Origin of the sequence: Pseudomonas sp. W2I6 (assembly GCF_030815935.1) — a bacterium.
In the GTDB taxonomy this organism is placed as follows: Bacteria; Pseudomonadota; Gammaproteobacteria; order Pseudomonadales; family Pseudomonadaceae; genus Aquipseudomonas.
In genome coordinates this window covers 2,627,792-2,645,362 of record NZ_JAUSXJ010000001.1, presented here as the reverse complement: position 1 = coordinate 2,645,362, position 17,571 = coordinate 2,627,792, and the positions used below count along the sequence as shown (strand labels likewise).

At 58.4% G+C, this 17,571-nt stretch carries 14 protein-coding genes; 7 read left to right on the top strand and 7 right to left on the bottom strand.

Annotated elements, in window-relative coordinates; translation table 11 throughout:
• Nucleotides 1-112 precede the first annotated feature (112 nt).
• From QF039_RS12390 to QF039_RS12360, 7 genes are all read right to left on the bottom strand, one after another.
• On the bottom strand, nt 113-1,420 hold the full coding sequence (locus QF039_RS12390) for an MFS transporter (protein WP_307518433.1): 1,308 nt from the start codon (nt 1,418-1,420) through the stop codon (nt 113-115).
• A 150-nt stretch (nt 1,421-1,570) separates the two neighbouring features.
• The gene (locus QF039_RS12385) at nt 1,571-2,551 is read right to left on the bottom strand and encodes a transketolase family protein (protein ID WP_307518431.1); all 981 of its coding nucleotides are present in this window, start codon (nt 2,549-2,551) and stop codon (nt 1,571-1,573) included.
• 2 nt (nt 2,552-2,553) lie between these two features.
• Nucleotides 2,554-3,441, bottom strand: coding sequence for a transketolase (locus QF039_RS12380; protein WP_307337118.1), 888 nt, complete (start codon nt 3,439-3,441; stop codon nt 2,554-2,556).
• A 99-nt stretch (nt 3,442-3,540) separates the two neighbouring features.
• Nucleotides 3,541-4,638 (bottom strand): glycerol dehydrogenase, encoded by a 1,098-nt coding sequence (locus QF039_RS12375; RefSeq protein WP_307518429.1) that lies wholly within the window; start codon nt 4,636-4,638, stop codon nt 3,541-3,543.
• Between the two features lie 127 nt (nt 4,639-4,765).
• Nucleotides 4,766-5,458, bottom strand: a complete 693-nt coding sequence (locus QF039_RS12370; protein WP_307518427.1) for an SDR family NAD(P)-dependent oxidoreductase — start codon at nt 5,456-5,458, stop codon at nt 4,766-4,768.
• A gap of 30 nt (nt 5,459-5,488) precedes the next feature.
• Nucleotides 5,489-6,289 carry a shikimate dehydrogenase gene (locus QF039_RS12365; protein WP_307518425.1) on the bottom strand — a complete coding sequence of 267 codons (801 nt, stop codon included), beginning with the start codon at nt 6,287-6,289 and terminating at the stop codon, nt 5,489-5,491.
• Nucleotides 6,290-6,304: 15 nt separating this feature from the next.
• A complete protein-coding gene (locus QF039_RS12360; protein ID WP_307518423.1) occupies nt 6,305-7,909 on the bottom strand; it encodes a GMC family oxidoreductase in 1,605 nt (534 codons plus the stop codon).
• A 223-nt stretch (nt 7,910-8,132) separates the two neighbouring features.
• Here QF039_RS12360 and QF039_RS12355 point away from each other — a divergent pair, with 223 nt between their 5' ends.
• The 7 genes from QF039_RS12355 (at nt 8,133) to QF039_RS12325 (ending at nt 17,510) form a co-directional block, all read left to right on the top strand.
• Nucleotides 8,133-9,284, top strand: a complete 1,152-nt coding sequence (locus QF039_RS12355) for a glycerol dehydrogenase (protein ID WP_307518421.1) — start codon at nt 8,133-8,135, stop codon at nt 9,282-9,284.
• Between the two features lie 39 nt (nt 9,285-9,323).
• On the top strand, nt 9,324-10,496 hold the full coding sequence (locus QF039_RS12350) for an iron-containing alcohol dehydrogenase (protein WP_307518419.1): 1,173 nt from the start codon (nt 9,324-9,326) through the stop codon (nt 10,494-10,496).
• A 125-nt stretch (nt 10,497-10,621) separates the two neighbouring features.
• Nucleotides 10,622-11,899, top strand: coding sequence for a carbohydrate porin (locus tag QF039_RS12345; RefSeq protein ID WP_307518417.1), 1,278 nt, complete (start codon nt 10,622-10,624; stop codon nt 11,897-11,899).
• Between the two features lie 139 nt (nt 11,900-12,038).
• Nucleotides 12,039-13,544, top strand: coding sequence for an aldehyde dehydrogenase (locus QF039_RS12340; protein ID WP_307518414.1), 1,506 nt, complete (start codon nt 12,039-12,041; stop codon nt 13,542-13,544).
• A 79-nt stretch (nt 13,545-13,623) separates the two neighbouring features.
• Nucleotides 13,624-14,865, top strand: coding sequence for a sugar ABC transporter substrate-binding protein (locus tag QF039_RS12335; RefSeq protein ID WP_307518412.1), 1,242 nt, complete (start codon nt 13,624-13,626; stop codon nt 14,863-14,865).
• 85 nt (nt 14,866-14,950) lie between these two features.
• Entirely contained in the window at nt 14,951-16,462 is a 1,512-nt protein-coding gene (locus QF039_RS12330; protein WP_307518410.1) for a sugar ABC transporter ATP-binding protein, read from the top strand.
• Nucleotides 16,455-17,510, top strand: coding sequence for an ABC transporter permease (locus tag QF039_RS12325; RefSeq protein WP_307518408.1), 1,056 nt, complete (start codon nt 16,455-16,457; stop codon nt 17,508-17,510). The genes QF039_RS12330 and QF039_RS12325 overlap by 8 nt, the downstream gene beginning before the upstream one ends.
• Nucleotides 17,511-17,571 lie beyond the last annotated feature (61 nt).

Genomic DNA, 17,571 nt, shown 5'->3' with positions numbered 1-17,571 from the left:
TAGAAAACCTGTGTGGGAGCGAGCTTGCCCGCGAAAGCGGCCGGACATTCAACATCAATGTTGACTGACTTGCCGCCTTCGCGGGCAAACCCGCTCTTACAGGTCATTCTTTTCAGATTTTGTCGATCGGCACACCGTGGTTGTTTTTCCACATCAACACCACGGCACTGGCAATGACCGCGACCACGATCAAATAGATGTTGAACATCCAGCCAATGTTTTCCGAGTACAGCCAGGTCGTCAGATAGGAGGCTGTACCACCGAACACCGCAACGCCTAGAGAGATACACACCCCAAACATTCGAGTGCGATAGCGGGTCGGGATCTGTTCTGAGATCGATGCCGGTTTACACCCGGTGATGAAGGCCACCAACAACAAGCCCGCCGTCTGCGCCACCATCAAAGTCCACGGTTCGCTGGAAATCAGACCCCACAGCGGAAACAGCGTGGCGGCAATCCCCAGCAAGGAAATCAACGCTGAAATCTTCCGTCCCCACAGGTCCGATATCCAGCCGGAGATCGGCAGGAATACCAGGTAGATGACCTGTGCAATGCAGCTCATGGTAAACGCACTGCGTGGGTCCATGCCTTTGACACTGATGGCATAGATCGAGGCCGATGTGACCCAGGTGTAGTAGGTCAACGTGGCACCGGCTTCATACAGAAACAGACGAATGCCGTGCTGGATGATCTTGCCACGGCTCCATTCCGGCGTTGTTGATTCACCGCCAGCGCTCGGCGAGTGTTCGCTTTCCATCATGTTGCGACGTAACCACAAGGCGAAGACGGCCAACAGACCACCCGTCGCGAAGGGGATACGCCAGCCCCATTCCTGCATTTCACTTACGGACAACAGTGACGTCAGCAATGCCATGTAGAACGTCGCCAGCAAGGAGCCGCAGCCCACCGCTATAAACACTGTGCTTGACCACAGTCCCCGGCGTTTCGGCGGTGCAATTTCAGCGATGTAGGCGTAGGAGGTGGTGGTTTCACCGCCATGGGCAAAACCTTGTACCAGCCTGGCCAGCAGCAACATCCCTGAAGCCCAACTGCCAACCGATTCATAAGAGGGAATAAAGGCGATCAGCAGACTCGCGCCAGCCATCAACAACATGGTACTGAGCAACACCACGCGCCTGCCCAGTTTGTCGGCGAGGATGCCGAAGAAGATGCCACCAATCGGCCTTAACAGAAACCCCGCAGCAAATACCGCGAGGGTGTTCAGTAGTGCAGAAGTTGCGTTGCTTTTATCGAAGAGTGCGGCAGCGATATACACCGACGCGACGGTATAGATAGTCCAGTCAAACCACTCCAGCAAGTTGCCGACGCCGGTAGCCATCAATGACTTTCTGCGCAGGGAGGTACGTGTTTTGGCCTGCCCGGTCGAGTAATCGGACATGGTCTCGGTGATGTTATTCATTGTTGGCTCCGAGATACTTCATAAACCACGAGGTGTGGTCGGTGGAGGTGAATTGCGTGAGGCTCCCTGAGGAAAAGAGGTGTCCAATACGACGAAAAACCTGGAGCGAAGCTTGCCCGCCATGGGGCAAACCTCACTCTTGAAAGGTGATCAGGCCTTCAGATGCGCCAGTGCCACTTCCTCGATACCGGCGGCATCCAGTTTGTAGTGTTCGTATAAATGAGTCGGCGGAGCGATCAGGCTGTATTCGTCGTAGATGCCGTGGCGCTTGAGCTTCACGCCGACACCTTCGTCCGACAAGACTTCAGCTACCGCCGCACCCAGGCCACCCAGCACGTTGTGCTCTTCGACGGTCATCATGCGTTTGCTGCGTGCAGCGGCGCGCAGGATGGCGTCGCGGTCGATCGGTTTGATCGACGCCATGTCGATCACGCCCACTGAACGCCCTTCAGCGTTCATTTTGCGAGCGGCGGTCAGGGCCGCATGCACCGTGATGCCGCAGGCGATGATGGTCAGTTCCTCACCTTCGATGTGCTCATGGGCCTTGCCGAACTCGAAGACTACGCTGTCGTCGTAAACGATCGGATCGCGACCGCGACCGATGCGGAAATACACCGGCTTGTCGTAGGTAGCCGAGGCTTTGATCGCTGCCGCCAATTGGGCGCCGTCCGCTGGCGACACCACCGCCAGGTCGGCGATCGAGCGCATGGTGGCGATGTCTTCAGTGGCGTGGTGCGAAGTGCCGTAGAAACCCAGGGAAATGCCGGTGTGGTGACCAATCAACCGTACCGGTTGCGCCGAATAGGCGACGTCCATACGGATCTGTTCGCAGCACAACAGGCCGAGGAACGAAGCAAAGGTCGCCACGAAGGGCATCACGCCGCAGGTGGCCAGGCCGGCAGCGGCGGTAACCATGTTCTGCTCCGAGATACCGAATTGCAGGTAACGCTCGGGGTAATGACTGGCGAACTTGTTCAGGCCGTTGGAGTATTGCAAATCGGCGGAGCCGGCCATCACCGGATAACCGGCCTCGGTCAGTTCGATCAGCGCATCAGACAAAAACGACAGACCCGGGTTGAGCGCGTTAAGGCCACGGTACTGCCAGGAATTGGGGGAAAGAGGGGCATTCATGATCAGATCTCCATGGCTTCAATTTCAGCGATAGCGCGTTTGGCGTCTTCCGGATCAAGGTATCCGAGGTGCCAGCCGGGTTCGGTTTCCATGTAGGAAACGCCTTTGCCTTTGACGGTTTTGGCGATGATGCATACCGGCTTGTCGCGGGTTTCATCGGCTTTGACACGGCGCAGGGTTTCGGTCACTTCGGCGATGTTGTGGCCGTCGATGACATGCACTTCCCAACCGAACGCGCGCCATTTTTCGTCCAGCGGTTCGATGCCGATCACGTCGTCGACCGAGCCGTCCAACTGGAAGCCGTTGCGGTCGACAATCGCGATCAGGTGTTTGGCCTTGTGATGGGCGGCGCTCATCGCGGCTTCCCAGACCTGGCCTTCCTGCATCTCGCCGTCTCCGAGCATGACGAACACGTCATAGACTTCGCCGGTGAAGCGCTGGGCCAGGCACATGCCCAGACCGCCGGAGAGGGCGTGGCCGATGGAGCCGGAAGAGAAGTCGATACCGGGCACTTTGCGCATGTCAGGGTGATCGCCCAGAGGGCTGCCCAGGCGGGTGTATTCATCGAGCCATTCCTTGGGAAAGACACCGAGGTCCGCAAGAATCGGGAACTGGCCCACGGCGGCGTGGCCCTTGCCCATCAGGAACCGGTCGCGGCCCGGCCACTTCGGTTCGTCCGGGCGAATAGTCATCACGTCGTAGTACAGCGCGGAGAACAATTCGGCGGCAGAAAACACCGAGGTGTAATGGCCGGTCTTGGCGATTTCAATCAGGCGGATTGTTTCCAGGCGGACGAATTTCGCCCGGTCTTTCAACTTGATAACAGTCTCGGCGGAAGGCACAAAGTTACTGGCTTTCCACTGTTCGAGTGTTTTTCGGGGTGCAGACATCTCTACCTCCAATCACAGGCATGAATTTGTTGAAGTTGAATCTCAGTGGCGGGGTTTGAACTTCAACAGGGTGGTTGTGTGTTCAACGGAGCTTTTGAGTCATTGCTCGTGGGTCAGGCCTTCAAGCGCGCGCATCGCACCGATCAGCTCGTCACACGTGAGTGCGCCGCCTGATACCGAGGCAAAATTGCGCGCGTGAGGGGCTTTCAGAGTGGGCTCGGCCACTCGCATCAGTACCGAATCGTCGACGTTGAGTACGCCCAGTTCGGTCAAGTTGCGGGGCAAGCCGATACGTTGATAGAAGCTCAACATATCGCCCATAAGTTCGGCATCGCGGTCCTCAAGCACCAACTGCACCAGCAAGCCATAAGCCACTTGCCAGCCATGAACTTGCTGTTGTGCACCCGGGATTTTCGACAGCCCGCGCGTCATCGCGTGGGCAATGGACAGGCCACCGCTTTCGAACCCGAGGCCGCTCATCAAAAGCACGGCTTCAACTAAGTGATCAAAGGCAACCGTCACCTCGCCAGTACCAGCCTGGGCCAGCGCCGGTTCGGCGTACTTGCGAATGATGTGATAACACTCACGCGCCAGCACCAACCCCGACAGTGCCGGGCGTGCGCCAAACATATTCACGCCACCGGATTTGTAGCACTGCTCGGCTTCGAATTTTTTGGTCAGCGCATCGGCAATCCCCGCCAGCAAAAACTGACGCGGCGCCTGGGCAATCAACGAGGTGTCCACCAGCACGTAGCGAGGACTAATCAGCAGGTGACCGACTTCGCTCAGTTGATGATGGGCGTCGTAAACCACGTAGTTTTTCGAGGTGGGTGCGTCGTTGGACGCTACGGTCGGCATGGTGATCAGTGCGCGGCCGGAGGTGTGGGCGAGGGCTTTACCGGCGTCGATGCATTTGCCGCCACCGACGGCTAGGATCACGTCGAACTCGACTTGCGAGGCGGCCGCTCTCAAACCGGCAATCCCGTCGGCGGTGATCTCGCCGTCGAAGGTGATGTAGTGCAACTCGACATCGGATTGCGCACAGGTTTCATCGAGTCGTTGCCGGATAAGGCCCAGCACATAACTGTCAATGACCACCACGGCCTTGCGTCCGCAGTGCGCCAGATAAGTACCCGCCTGAGCGAGCACTTCAGTGCCCTGGACGTACCGTCCGGGCGAACCGAAAACCAGATTCATTCAGCACCTCGTTTCACTGCTTATTGTTATTCGAGGCTCGGCGGCAGGTTGCCGAGCGTTCGATCTTGTTGTGATGCATGATATATCATGTTTTTAAACGGTCAAGCACTCATGTGACTAGGTGACGTCAGGCGATCGAATACCCACCATCTACCGGCAACGTTGTACCCGTCACGTAGCGCGCGTTATCCGACACCAGGAAGGCGATCACATTGGCGATGTCTTCCGGTGCTCCCCAGCTTTTCATCGGGATGCGCGCCATGATGCCTTCTGAGCGGACCGGGTCTTCAAACGCACGACGCGACAGATTCGTCAGAATCCAGCCCGGCGCGACGGCATTGGCCCGCACGCCATCGATCGCCCACGCCACCGCCATGCAGCGTGTCAGTTCGGAGATGGCCGCTTTACTCGACGCGTAGGCCGGGGTCTTGGCGGAGCCGAAAATCCCCCACATCGAGGCGAAATTCACCACCGCACCACGAGCAGCCTTCAGGCCGGGGAGGGCGGCGTTGGTGATGCGCAGCACAGCCGTGAGATTGACGTCCATGACGCGACTGAAGCCTTCCAGCTCCCACTCACGATTGTGATCAATGATGCCGGCGGCGTTGACGATCGCGTCGACTCGCTCAAATTGCTCGAAGAAGCCATTCACCGCCTCGTCGTTGGTCACGTCCAGTTCCTGGTAATGAATACCCTCGATATGTTGCTCGGGTTCGCCGAGCCCCACGGTGAATACTTCATAACCGTCAGCGTGCAGACGTTGTGCAGTGGCCAGGCCGATGCCGGAACCGCCGCCGGTAACGATTGCAGTCTTTTTCATGGTCTTTCCTTATGTGTTGGGGGGAGGCGTCTAAACGCCGGTTTTTGAAAACAGAAACTCGGCCAGCAGATCGATCTGGCCCGTGATCATGTGCGCGCCTTTATGGATGATGCAGCCACGCTCGGCGGCGGCGCTCAGCAGCGGCGTGATGTCTGGGTTCATCACCACTTCGCCGACCACCGTGCCGGGAGCGAGTGTCTCGACTGGCAGCGGCAGAGGGTCCTGCGCTTTCAGGCCCAGGGCTGTGCCGTTAATCACCACCCCAAAACCGGTCGCGTCGGCGGGTCCGGCATTGACCTGCTGATGGGGGAACATTTGCCGCAGCTCGCCGGCCAACGCTTCGGCCTTGTCCGGCGTGCGGTTGCTGATGACCAGTTCTTGAATATCTTCGGCGAGCAACGCGTGGGCGATACCGGTGGCCGCGCCACCTGCTCCTAGCAACAACACACGTTTGTTACGAAGGTCATAGCCTTGTTTTTTCAGGCCGCCGACAAAGCCGTCGCCATCGAACATGCGTCCGCTGAAGCGCCCGTCGGGCAGGCGTTTGGCAACGTTGCACACCTTCAGCAGACTGGCGGTACCTTTGAGTTCATCGCACAATTTCGCCACCTCCAGCTTGTGCGGAACGGTGACAATCACCCCCGCCAGGTTTTCAATCCCGCGCAAACCTTCCCACGCCGTGGCCAGGTTGGCCGGCGACACTTCCCAAGGCACCAGCACGCCGTCATAACCGAGGCGTTCCAGCAGTGGGTTGAAAAATTCGGGGGTGCGCAGGTGTTTAGCCGGGTAGGTGAGATGAACGACTACTTGGGTTTTACCGCTGATAGGCATGACGAAATTCCTCTTTCAAAGGTGGGATGCGGAGGCTGGCAACGCGGATCGCCCGAGAATCATGTCCGCGGCTTTTTCGCCGATCATGATTGACGGTGCATTGGTATTGCCGGATATCAGGTTGGGCATGATCGACGCATCGACCACCCGCAAATTGCGCAGACCGCGAACGCGCAGTTGCGGGTCGACCACGGCCATGTCGTCGTCGCCCATCTTGCAGGTGCCGACCGGGTGGTAAACGGTCTTGGCGCGCTGGCCGATATAGCTCAGCAGCGCCTCATCGCTGCGCACGCTCAACCCGGGGAAGACCTCTTCACCGGTGTATTGGCGCATGGCGGGTTGCGCCAGAATTTCTCGTGACAGGTTCAACCCTTTGATCGCAACTCGACGATCTTCCGGGTGGGCGAAATAACGAGGGTCAATTTGCGGTGGCGTGTCGACCTTGTTGTCGGTCAGGCGGATTTCGCCACGGCTCATTGGGCGCAGCACGCAGGTGTTGATGGTTGCACCGGGCTTTTTGATGGTGTCCTGATCGAGGTCGAAAAACACGATGGGCACGAAATGCATCTGGGCGTTTGGCCGATCTTGCGCGTTGTCGGTGTTGACGAACGCACAGGCCTCGGTGACGTTCGAACTGACAGGACCACTGCCAAACATCAAGTACTGCAGGCCGTTCTTGACCGTGTTGAAGGCATTGTCCTGGCCGTAGTAACCGTACTTGCCGTGGCAATAGGCAATGGTGCCGACTTCCGCATGGTCTTGCAGGTTCTGGCCGACACCGGGTAATTCATGCAGCAACGGGATGCCATGGCGTTCAAGTTCTTCGGCCCGACCGATACCAGACAGCATCAACAGCTTGGGTGACTGAATGGCGCCTGCGCTGAGGATCACTTCTTTGCTGCCGCGCGCCTGTACTCGTTGACCTTTGTGGATGTACTCGACCCCCACGGCTTGATCGCCTTCGATCAGGATTCGTTGCACCGTGGCGTCAGTAACGACGGTAAGGCGATCGGATTTTTCCGCTGCGCGCAGGTACGCCACGGTGGCGCTGCAGCGGCGATTGTTGCGAGCGGTGATCTGGTTGAAGCCGACGCCGTTCTGGCGTTCGCCATTGAAGTCGGGCGTGAAGGGGATGCCGGCCTGCTGTGCGGCACGCACAAACCCACGGGACAACTCGCACACTTGCTTGAGGTCCGAGACACCCAGCGGGCCACCGGTAGCGTGGTAACCATTGTCGAAGCGCTCATTGTCTTCGGCGCGCTTGAAGTACGGCAGCACTTCGCGAAACGACCAACCGTCGCAGCCTGCGCTGGCCCAGTCGTCGTAATCCTCGTGCTGGCCGCGGATATAAATCAACGCATTCACCGAGCTCCCACCGCCCAGCACCCGACCCTGGGGAAGATTGCGCTTGCGCCCATCCATGGCCGTCTGCGGTTGGGTTTCGTGACGCGACAGCAGCGGGCTGGACAACAGCCGGGTGAATCCGGCGGGGATGTGGATCAGCGGATGAGTATCGCGCGGACCGGCCTCAATCAGCAGGACCGAAGTGCCGGCTTCGATCAGGCGGCCGGTCAACGCGCAGCCCGCAGAGCCGCCCCCAATGACAACGTAATCGTGCATGCCTTCCTCCGAACAGTGTTGTTCTTGTTTTCATGCATCATATATCTTCGTGCCCCCCAAACGTCAATCCCGGGTTTTTCACATCGGTGCGTTTCGCAAAAAAGCGCTTGGTAGTTGAAAATTAAATATGATATATCATCGATCCGCCGAGAAATGAGCCTCTCGCAAACGTCCTCAAAGCAATAACAAAAAGCCTCCACGACGAGGCCAGGATGACGATGACATGACTCAAATGTTTGCTGCACCCGGCCGCTATATCCAGGGCTACAAGGAACTCGAACGACTGCACCGGCATGTTGCCTGGTTCGGCCGACGGTTTCTGGTGATTACCACTCAGGGCCGTCTCGACAGCCTGAAACAGACCCTGAGCGCCAGTTTCGATGCCGAGCACACCCAGCTGCACTACGCGATATTTTCCGGTGAAGTGACGCGTCAGGAAATCCAGCGCCTCACCGCGAGCATCGACGCCTTCAAGTGCGACGGGGTGATTGGTGTCGGCGGTGGCAAGGTGCTCGATGCCGCGAAGGCTGTGGCCAATCAGGCCAAAGTGCCGCTGTGCATCGTGCCCACCATTGTTTCCAACGACGCACCCACCAGTTCGCTTTCGGTGCTGTACACCGAAGCAGGCGCGTTTGACGACGTGCTTTTTTATGAGCGCAGCCCGGATGTGGTGGTGGTCGATACCTGGATCATCGCCCAGGCGCCAGTACGCCTGCTGGTGGCCGGAATGGGCGATGCTCTCTCGACTTATTTCGAAGCACGCACCTGCGTCGAATCGCACCGCGACAATTTTCTCGGTAACGCCGGTGCGGGGCTGAAAGAGGGCGGCGGCGGTGCCAAATCGACGCTGACTTCCATGGCCATCGCCGAGCTGTGCTATCGGGTGCTGCTTGAGGATGGTCTGCACGCCAGGCGCGCCGCTGAAAACCAATGCGTGACCAAGGCCTTCAATCGCGTGGTGGAAGCCAATGCGCTCATGAGCGGCATTGGTTTCGAAAGCAACGGCGTGGCGACAGCCCATGCGGTGTATTGCGGGTTCAGTGAACTGGGCGCTCGGGCGACGATGTACCACGGCGAGTACGTGGCTTTTGGCGTTCTGGTGATGCTGGTGCTCGAAGGCAAATCCAGCCGGGAGCTGGATACGGTGCTGAGGTTCTGCCTGAGTATCGGATTGCCGGTCACCTTCGAGGATCTGGAGCTGGCCGACATCACTGCGCACGAACTCGACTGCGTCGCACGCACCGCCGCCGATCCCAACCAGACCAGCAACGTCGAACCGTTCGAAGTCACTTTCGATGAAATGAAAGCAGCGCTGATCGCGGCCAGCGACCTTGGCGAATTCTATAAAAAAGGCGGGTCGTTGCGAATGGGTTGAACCGTTTGTAGCGCACATTCCACAACAACAGGTGAACTGATGAAAGCATTTCTGGCAAGTCTGCCGCTGACCCTCGATTTCGAAGTCGGGGCGATCAAGCGCATGGGCGAAAAGGTTGAGCCGTTCGGCAAAAAGGTCTTTTTGATGGTCGACCCGTTTCTACAGGGCAGTGACTTGGTTGCGCAAATTACCGGGAGTTTCGCCGAGCGCGGCATTGGGTTTATCGAGTTCTACGACATCGTGCCCAACCCTCGGCATACCACGATCGATCGCGCGGTCGAGCAGGTTCGCGAGGCCGTTTGTGATGTGGTGGTGGCCGTGGGTGGCGGCAGTGCGATCGACTCGGCCAAAGCCGTCGCTTTCGTTGCCGTTCATGGCGGCAGTTGCTGGGACTATACCGAGCGCCTGGGCGAAGCCGTCACCCGCCCGCAAAGCCGTGGGCTGCCCTTGCTGGTGGTGCCGACCACCTCCGGCACCGGCACCGAAGCGACCCCGTTTGCGGTGATCAACAATCCTGAACTGGGTCTGAAATGCGCCATCGTCAACCCGTTCATTTACCCCGATGTCGCTTTGATAGACCCGCAAATTCTGGTGTCGAAACCGCCTAAGCTGACCGCGCTGACGGCTGTCGATACCTTCTGCCACGCGCTGGAGGCGTACATCAGCATTCACTGCACGCCCTGGGTGGAAATGGTTGCCTTGGAGTCGATTCGCTTGTTCGCGGCTAATGCCCTGCAGTGCGTGGAACACGGCGATGATCTGGAGGCTCGCGCCCGCATGGCCTTCGCCTCGACCCTCGGCGGCATGGCGATCGCCAGTGCCGGGGTCACGGTTTCCCATGCCTTGGGTCAGCCTTTGGGAGCGATGACCGACGCGCCCCATGGGGGCACCGTCGCGGCCAGCACCCCTTATGTCATCAGCTGGACGCTACCGGTGGGTGCCGACAAGTTCGCGCGCGTGGCCGGGATTCTCGATCCGTCGACGCTGAGTCTGACGCAGAGTGCACGCGCAGAGCGCCTGCCCGACCTCCTGAAAACACTGTTCAGCACGTTGGGCGTCACCGACACCTTCCGCAGCTACGGATTGCGCCCGGAGCAAATCGATGAATTTGCCCAAACCGTCTGGACCAGTTTCAACCAAGATCTGGCCTGTCATCCGAAGAAGATCAACAGCAAGGAGGAAGTCGCCGACATAGTGAGAATGTGTTTCTAACCGAAGTCTCTGTCACAAAGATCTGAAGCAAGTTGTTTGACCGACCCGTCAGTTGGGTTGGCGGGGTTTTGCATGCTCGAAAAACACTAAAACCAACAATAAAAATAGTTTCGGGAACAATAATAATGACCAACAAAACGATAGTTGCCGTCGGATTTTTGAGCGCCTGCGTATTGCCGGGTGCTCATGCAGCCAGTTACTCGCCGAATAATTTTCTGCTCGGGGACTGGAATGGCGAACGTACTCGCTTGCACGAGCAGGGCGTGGATTTTCAGCTGACCTACGTTAACGAATTGGCCTACAACACCCAGGGCGGCGACGAGCACAAAGGGACTTACAGCGATCAACTCATGGTTGACACAAATTTCGATTTGCAGAAGTTGATCGGATGGCAGGGCGCGAGTTTTCGTATGACCTTCAGCAATCGCAACGGCGAAAACCTCACTGCCGAGGCCGGGACCAACACCTTGTTGGCGGCCCAGGAAATCTACGGGTATGGCAGCGTTACCCGCTTGGTGCAGTTCTATTATCAGCAGGCCTTGCTGGATGATCGGTTGGTGGTGAAGCTCGGGCGCTTGCCGATGAGTGGGGATGTGTTCCCGTTTTCCTGCAAATTTCAAAACCTGACGTTCTGCGGCACGGTGCCCGGTTACATCACACCCAACTGGTTCACCTGGCCCGTCAGCCAATGGGGGGCCGCGGTGGCAGCGAAGCTGACTGACGAACTGTCCGTCAATGCTTCGCTGTATCAGGTCAACCCTCGCTTCACCGAAAACTCCCAAGGCCTGAATTTTGGCAGCCCGTCCGGCACCACCGGTTATCTGGCGGTCGGCGAGTTGGCCTGGAAGCCCATCCTGAACGGCTTGCCCGGCAGCTACCGGGCGGGCATCTGGCGCAATACCGGTGACTTCAATGATGTCTACCACGACGTCAATGGCCAGCCCATCGGCCTGACCGGCAATGCGCCGGATCAGCACGATCAGGCCAGCGGTTACTACGCCATGGCCGAGCAACGGGTGTATCAGGATCCGAATAACAGTGCCCGTGGCCTGACCCTGTTTGCCAACTTCATTCAATCGGATCGCGACGTGTCCTACGTGGAAAAGGTTTTTCACGTCGGCGCGTTTATCAGCGGCCCGTTTGCCGCGCGTCCGCAGGATGAAATCGGCCTGGCAATCGGTCGTCTCGAGGTGAATGAACAATCCGCCAAGCGCGTCCGTCAGCAAAACGCATTCACCCAACCGGCGCCGGACACCGAGTACCCGGTGGAGCTGTACTACGGCGTCAGTGTGTCGCCGGCCCTGACGCTGCGACCCAACGTGCAATACGTCGCCAATCCTGGCGGGTTGAGCGGGGATAAAAGCGTGGTGGTGTTCGGCCTGAAAACCGAAGTCAGTTTTTAAGGATTACGAGTTTTTAACGAACAGAAGTTGTGAAGAAAAACCCCTTAGTCAGGGCATTCCTTCGCTTGCGGTTTAGATAATGCATGATATATCGTCGTTAGGCGCCTACGCCTAAAACAAAAACAGGAGACGCACCAGCATGAACACTCTCGTTGATATCGCTGCGGTCCAGCAGCGTGTCGCCGCCCTAAAACTGCCAAGGCAAGCCTTCATCAATGGCCGTTTTGTCGACGCTTTGAGCGGCGAGACATTTGCCAACATTTCCCCACGCAACGGCCAGGTACTGAACCACGTAGCCTCCTGCCAGGCTGACGATGTAGACCTCACCGTCAAGGTCGCGCGCCAGGCATTCGACAGTGGAGTGTGGTCGCAACTGGCGCCGAAGGAGCGCAAGAAAGTCATGCTGCGCTTTGCAGCACTGTTCGAGCAGCACATGACGGAACTGGCCTTGCTCGAGACTCTGGACATGGGTAAACCAGTCTCTGAAAGTGCCGGGTTCGATGTGCATGCGGTGCTTGAATGCCTGCAGTGGTACGCCGAGTGCTGCGACAAGGTCTATGACGAAATCGCCCCATCGGGACCCGGTGCGCTGGGCATGATTACTCGCGAAGCCATTGGTGTGGTCGCGGCCGTGACCCCTTGGAACTTCCCGATGCTGATGGCGATGTGGAAAGTCGCACCGGCCCTGGCGATGGGCAACTCGGTGATCCTCAAACCCGCCGAACAATCACCACTGACGGCCTTGCGCATTGCCGAACTGGCAGCACAGGCGGGCATTCCGCCGGGCGTTTTCAACGTGCTACCGGGTTTTGGTCCTACCGCTGGCCGTGCGCTTGGCCTGCACATGGACGTCGACACGCTGGTGTTCACCGGCTCCGGTGAAGTCGGCAAATTGTTCCTGCAGTACTCCGGGCAGTCGAACATGAAACGGGTGTGGCTGGAATGCGGCGGCAAGACCCCGAATATCATTCTCAATGACTGCCGAGACCTGGAAAAAGCTGCCACCACCGCCGCCAAATCGATGTTTTTCAACCAGGGCGAAGTGTGCGTGGCACCGTCGCGGTTGATCGTAGAGGCGGGGATTCGCAACGAGTTTGTCGCCGAAGTCTTGAAAGTCGCCCGGACCATCGCTATCGGCGACCCGCTCGATCCGGCCACGCAGTTGGGCGCCATGGTCGACAAGGCGCAGATGGATCGCGTGCTCGGTTACATCAAGAAGGGCTCGGAAGAGGGTGCCCGCATCATCCTCGGTGGTGAGCGTGCCAGCGGCACCCTGGCCGATGGTTTCTTCATCCCGCCGACGATCTTCGACAACGTCACCAACGAGATGACCATCGCCCGGGAAGAAATCTTCGGTCCGGTGTTGTCAGTCATCACCGCCAAGGATCACCTGGACGCTGTGCGCATCGCCAATGATTCGCCCTACGGCCTGGCCGCCAGCCTGTGGACCAGCGATCTGTCGCGAGCCCATTCGATCATCCGTTCGCTGCGTGCCGGTAGCGTATGGGTCAACTGCTTCGACGGTGGCGACATCACCATGCCGTTTGGCGGGTACAAGCAATCGGGTAACGGTCGTGACCGGTCCCTGCATGCACTGGACAAGTACTCGGAACTCAAATCGGCCTGGATCGATTTTCAGGGCTGAGCCTTAACGAGAAATCGGTGCTGTTCAAAACAGCACCTGCATCACGGATCAAAAATCAGCGCACTGGAGAATAATAATTATGAAGCTGTCAGCTGTTCGTTCGATCACCACCCTGGCTCTGGCGAGCCTTATCGGCACCCACGCCTGGGCGGCTCCCAAGCATGAAATCTACAGTTTGATGCCCAACACCGCGTTGTCCGGTGTGATTGACCCCGACATGCCGGATCGCACCTCGATCAACAAAGCCTTGCCGCTGAAAAAAAAGGGCGAGCGTTTGCGTATCGGCTGGACCGAAATCACCCTCGGCAACCCCTGGTTTGTCTCGATGATCGACGACTCGAAAACCATCGCGAAAAAGTACAACTACGATATTGAACTGCAAGTCGCTGACAGTGATGTCGCCAAGCAAAGTGCCCAGGTCGATAACTTCATTACCCTCGGCGTCGATCTGATCGTGATCGACCCTACCGATGTCCTCGGCTCGGTGTCGGATGTCGAGCGGGCAGTGGCCGCCGGCATTCCGGTGATCACTGTCGGCACTGCCCCGGACGCCCGGGCGCCGGTCATCACCACCAGCACTGGCAACCCGTTCGGCAGTGGTTTCGAGGCAGGGCGTTACGTTGCTGCCAAGACCGATCCGGCCAAGGTGATCAACGCCGCCATGGTCATTGGGGTGATGGGCAACTCCACCTCCGAAAGCCGGCTCAACGGCATGATCTCCGGGATCGTCTATGCACGCTCGCAAGAGCGAAAGCTGGGCCTTTCCAAAGAAGACGCAATGCTCAAGGGCTTCAAACTGTTTCAGCAAGTCAAGGCCAAGGGCAGCTTCAACTGGCCGGAAGGTGGCTTCAACGTACTCGCCTGGGGCCGTGGTGACTGGACCGAAGAGGGTGGTCTGGCGGCCACGGAAGACATCCTTTCGTCCCAGGGTGACAAACTCAACCTGGTCTTGGCAGAGAACGACTTCATTGCCATTGGTGCGATCAATGCCCTTGAGAATACCGGCAAGAAAAACAGCGTCATGGTCGCTTCCGGGGCGGGCAGCTTTCGCGTTGCGCTGGACCTGATCAAGCAGGGCAAGTTGCTGGTAAGCGCCACCAACAGCGGTTCGGAAACCGGTGTGGCCGCCATCGAGTTGATCCACCAGATTCTCGACAAGGGACTGGATGCTAACAACCTGCCGCTGGCGTCTTACTTCCCGGTCACGCTGATCACACCGGACAACGTCGACACCTACATCAAGGCAGACAGCTTGCCGCCGTCCACCGACACCGTCCCGCCGTTCCGCTCCATCGAGCAGATCAAAACCGCGATGAAGTGATTTCGCACGGTTTAACCGGCTTGTGGCCGCTTCGTTTAACGGCGGTCACAGCTCGAATGGCGACAGTTTATAGACGGTGAACACCATGAACGCGATGTACAAACCTGCCGTAGAGATGCTCGACATCTCGAAGAAGTTCGGGGGTATCAGTGCCCTGAACAGCGCGAGTTTTTCGGCCCGTGCGGGGGAGATCCACGCACTGATGGGCGAGAACGGCGCCGGCAAATCAACCTTGATGAAGATCTTGTCCGGGGCCTACTTGCGCGATGCTGGCGGGGTCAGCCTGAACGGCGAGAACGTCGATATTCGCAAACCCGGCGATGCGCTCAAGCTGGGTATTTCGATCATCTATCAGGAGTTCGCCCTGGCGCCGCATTTATCGGTGGCCGAGAACATCTGCATCGACGATCTGGGCAAGAGCAAAGGTTTCGTCCAGTGGGCGGCGATGCGCAAAAAAGCCCGGGCGATTCTCGATGAGCTGGGTTTCAGCGATATCGATGTGCGCCAACCGGTCGGCAGTTTGCCGGTGGCTTACCAACAAGCAGTCGAGATCTGCAAGGCACTGTCACGTAACTCATCGGTGTTGGTTTTTGACGAGCCGACGGCGGTACTCACCTCTTATGAGGCGGAGAAGCTGTTCAAAATCCTCGATGAATTGCGCCGCAAAGGCGCGTGCATTGTTTACGTCTCGCACCGCATGGATGAAATTTTCCGGATCTGCGATCGCGCCACGGTACTCAAGGACGGCAAGACGGTCGGTACGCTGGAGCTGGCTGACATTACCGAGCGCGGCCTGATCGAGATGATGATCGGCCGCGAGTTGATTGACCTGTTCCCGGCGCGCACGCCACAGATCGGCGAGGTGTTGCTGAAAGTCGAGCACCTGAATGCCGGACGTCTGGTGCGCGATGTGAGCTTTGAGGTTCGAGCAGGCGAAGTCCTGGGCTTTTGTGGACTGGTCGGTGCCGGACGGACCGAAACCATGCGCACGATCTTCGGGGCTGACCGGAAAACCTCCGGCGCGCTGTACTTCGATGGCCGGGAGATCCACAACCGCACACCACGGGAAGCCATTGCCAATGGCATCGGCCTGTTGCCCGAAGACCGCAAGCAGCAAGGCGTGCTGCTGGAAATGTCGATTCGGGTCAACGGCGCGCTACGTCCCGACAGTCCTTACACCGGGCGTATGGGCTGGATCGCCAGTGGCCGGGAGACCCAGGGAATCGAAGCCTTGCGCCAGCAACTGGCGGTCAAGACGCACTCGATCGAGCAGTTGGTGGGAGACCTGTCAGGGGGTAATCAACAGAAAGTCGCCCTGATGAAATGGGTCGATGCGGGCTGCCGCGTGCTGATTCTCGACGAGCCTACCCGTGGCGTGGATGTGGGCGCGAAAACGGAAATCTACCGAGTCATCAATGACCTCGCCGCGCAGGGTGTGGCGATCATCATGGTCTCTTCGGAAATGATTGAAATCATCGGCATGTGTGATCGCGTGCTGGTGATGCGCGAAGGCGCGATCGCCGGCGAACTGGTGGGCGAGCGCATTAAAGAACAAGCAATGATTTGCCTGGCAATGGGAGTCGAGCACCATGAGTAATCCTAATTCCGAGCTGGCCACGGCCGAGCTTGTGCAGCAAAGCAGTCGAAGTCAGGAAAGCAGGACGAGCCGTCGTTCGTTGCAACGTCTGTTTCTGCAACACAATGCGTTGGTGATGTTGGTAGTACTGGTCATCGTCGCCAGCGTGCTGTCGGCGGACTTTTTGACGTACCAGAACATTGGCAATCTGTTGCGCCAATTGACGCCGTTGCTGCTGGTCAGCATCGGCATGTTGATTGTGATCCTGACGGCGGGCATCGATTTGTCTGTCGCCTCCGTCGCTGCGGTGGGGGGGATCGTGGTTGCCATGACCCTCAACGTGCTGCCGGTTGAAGGTAGCTTCGGGTTGCTGCTGGCGGTGGCGATTGCGGTGGCGGCCGGTGTCCTGATGGGACTGGTGACAGGCACGTTTATCGCGTACTTCCGCATGGCCCCTTTTATCGCGACACTGGCCATGATGACGGTCGCCCGTGGCTTGGCATTCATTCTGTCCAATGGCCAACCACAACGGCTGGATGACAGGCTGGTCAGTGCTCAATTGTTGCGTGATTTCGGTCGGCTGGCCGATGGCGTGCTGGGGATCCCGTGGCCGGTGTGGCTGGCGGGGCTGGTGACGGTGGTATTTGCCTTGATCCTGCGCTACAACGCCTATGGCCGCCTGACCATTGCCAGTGGCAGCAATGAAACCGCAGTGCGCCTGGCGGGTATTCCGGTGGAGCGCTACAAACTGGCGGCCTATGGTATATGCGGTGGCCTCGCGGCATTGGCCGGGGTGGTAATAGCTTCGCGTTCGGGTGTAGCAACACCCAGCGCCGGCATGGCCCTGGAGTTGGACGCCATTGCCGCTTGCGTGATCGGCGGGGCATTGCTGTCCGGTGGCAAAGGCACGATTTTCTACACCGTCGTGGGTGTGCTGGTATTGGGGCTGATCGGCAATATCATGAACTTGCTGAGTGTGCCTGCCTATCCGCAGCAGATTATCAAAGGTGCGATTATCGTCATTGCGGTGTTGCTGCAAGGCGTCGGTCGGCGAGATGCGCGCATTTAAGTAGAACCGCCGGTCGGAGTGGCGGGCGCAGCTTGATGATGTATGATGCGTTATCTGCGTT